This is a genomic window from Candidatus Schekmanbacteria bacterium (assembly GCA_003695725.1).
GTDB lineage: Bacteria > Schekmanbacteria > GWA2-38-11 > GWA2-38-11 > J061 > J061.
The window spans coordinates 1-2,684 of the sequence record RFHX01000115.1; the positions used below are offsets into that span (position 1 = coordinate 1).

The following is a 2,684-nucleotide window of genomic DNA, read 5'->3' on the forward strand; positions in this document are numbered from 1 at the left end:
CCACCCTTCCAATCAAAATTTCCAATAAGCATATTCAGTGAGAGAATAGCCATCATTGCGTACGCGCCGTTTGTATGCTGAACTGCGCCTCTATATGCATCAACAACCGCCTTTTTACCATGGCTTGTAAATTCATCTGCCATTGCTTCGATCGTTGTTTGATCTACGCCGCAGATATCTGCATATTCAGCAATTGTTTTCTTCTCGACTTCTTCCTTATAAATCTCAAATGCAGTCTTACAGGTTTTACCATTGACAGTTACAGCTCCCGGCAAAATCTCCGCAGAATCAACTGTGTCATAGATAACTCCCTGCGCACCATCCCATACCACATTCTTATCAGCATCAGGATCGCCACTGCTTACCAGCCCTGCCGCCTCTGCAGTCAAGAATGCTCCTGTAGAAGTATCTACAAGATATGTTGCGTCAGAATATGTATATTCTGTTTTACCTGTGACTGTATTCGTCTTGCCAGGTTGGGTCAACTTCAGAAAGCCTTCATCATATTTTTTATTATCAATTATCCATCTTGCTATCCCAAGAGCTAAAGCTGCGTCAGTGCCCGGTTTGGGAGCAACCCATCTGCCTCCTGTCTGAATAGCCTTAGCGGCAGAATTTGAAAGACGAGGATCTACAACATCCATCTTTCCGCCGTTTTTCAAAAAGGCAGAAACCTTCCTTGAAAGTGGATTCATTGGAAAGCTTGCTTCAAGTGGATTTGACCCCCACCAGATTATATATTCACAATTCAATACATCTGGCTTCCAATGGTCCTTTTTAAATCCTGACACAATATCGCCCGCTGTGTGATGACTGACTTCACAGATACTCGTGTGGTCGTTACGATAGTTTATTGTACCAAAGCCATTCTTGAAAATTCTATCTGTAAATTCCTTTTGACCATGTTCAATCCTTCCAGCGCTAAATACCAATTTATTTGCAACCTTCCCGAATTCTGGAAAACTCGAATCTATATCAGTGTCGTTGTCCCAAATATCCTTTAAAATATCAGCAATCTCATCAATTGCCTGTTCCCATGTGATTTCTTTCCACTTTCCTGAATCCCTGTCGCCGATTTTTTTGAGAGGATTTTTTATCCTATATGGGTCATATATAGTCTGTACTCCTGCCTGCCCTTTGGGACAAAGCCGACCATTCGTCTTTTTTGCAGTCTCACTTGTTGGATCTGTTGAGTAGGAAAGGCGCTCATCAGGTTCAAGATTATTTGGGTGATAGGGATTGCCATCGATTTTAAGAAGCACTCCATCTTTTACCCTTCCTCTTGTGCCGCATGCAGAATGGCACATAAGGCAAACACTGTGTTTGAGGGTAACATCTGAATCCGTTTCAAGGGCATCAGGTGTATTTTCAGAATAGGAAGCCGCAGATGTCTTTTTAGACTTCAAAAGCGCAGGTGCCGCCACTGCAGCTGACCCTAAAACTCCGGATACTTTAAGAAATTTTCTTCTATCAAGTGAGGGATTAAGAAAACTTTTTAATCCTTTCTTTTCCTCTTTTTTCTTCTCTAACTTCTCTTTCATCTCCTTCTCCCATATCTTATTTAAATGTTATTATTCATATTCCTGATAAAATCTTGTTTACCCTTATTTCTGATAGAATTGTTTCCCTATGCCATTAGGTCCATGACAGGCAGAGCATAAGCTTGCACTGACATTAGTCCTGTAATTTCCAGCTGAATGATCCAAAACATCTGTATCTTTATGGCAATAAACACATTTTTCATCAGTTGTGTTGCCTGATGTTACATAATTCAGCATTGTCTGATGCGCTGTTTTTACTTTTGGGCTCAAGGTTTTTTCAGTAAGGATGCCTTTATGGCATTTACTGTTGGTGCAGTCTGTCCGATATGATTCCGAATCTGCATCGTGAAGGGCAATAATGTCGCCTGACGCCTTTTTTATCCTCTTAAAGCTCACCTTAACCTTCTTTTTCTTTTTCAATTTAACTGTCTTTGCCGCAGGATTGAAGTTGTATCCTTCTTTTGCAGGGAATAGAATATAAGTACCTTTCTTCAGCCCTTTAACAACGAATGCACCTTTTTTATTTGTTTTCACTGTCTTCGGTGATTTTAATTTACTGCTTTGAATCTGTATTTGGACACCTTTTAATTTAGACTTTACCTTTCCCGCAATTGTAAATTTCTTGGATTTCGCAAAGACTCCATCATTTAGAATTGGGAAAAAGAAAAAAAGAACAAAAACAGACATCATCACCGTCATCGGTTTAAAAGCTCTTTTCATCAAGAAACCCTCCTTTTAATAAGTTATGCACCCTTCACTTCTTTTGAAACATCTTTGACTTCGTCTATTGTCCCCTCCTTTATCTCCTTTACGGATTGCTTGAAGTTTTTGATTCCCTTTCCAAGGCCTTCACCAATTTCAGGAAGTTTCTTTACACCGAAAACCATAAAGGCGATAAGAAGAATGACAACTAATTCAGGCATTCCTAAACCAAACATATCTACCCTCCTCTCAAAATTTGAGAAAATTAATAAATTTTTTTTTAAATTATTGCAATTATTGTGCCAAAATTTGAAAATTGAGATAAATAAAATATTCCCCCAATTATCAATGTGTTAATAACACTTTCAAAGGATGGAAAAAATGTAAGGGCAAAAAGTAGTGACGGATTTTAGTCAATATAAAGGAAGTTTCAAAATCTGC

3 protein-coding genes are annotated in these 2,684 nt (G+C 38.9%); all 3 read right to left on the minus strand.

Features of this window, described 5'->3' with window-relative positions; translation table 11 throughout:
* A partial coding sequence (locus D6734_04675; protein ID RMF95923.1) for a molybdopterin oxidoreductase occupies positions 1-1,541 on the minus strand: 1,541 nt, incomplete at its 3' end.
* A gap of 63 nt (positions 1,542-1,604) precedes the next feature.
* A complete protein-coding gene (locus tag D6734_04680) occupies positions 1,605-2,261 on the minus strand; it encodes a carboxypeptidase regulatory-like domain-containing protein (protein RMF95924.1) in 657 nt (218 codons plus the stop codon).
* Positions 2,262-2,284: 23 nt separating this feature from the next.
* Positions 2,285-2,479, minus strand: a complete 195-nt coding sequence (locus D6734_04685; protein ID RMF95925.1) for a twin-arginine translocase TatA/TatE family subunit — start codon at positions 2,477-2,479, stop codon at positions 2,285-2,287.
* Positions 2,480-2,684 lie beyond the last annotated feature (205 nt).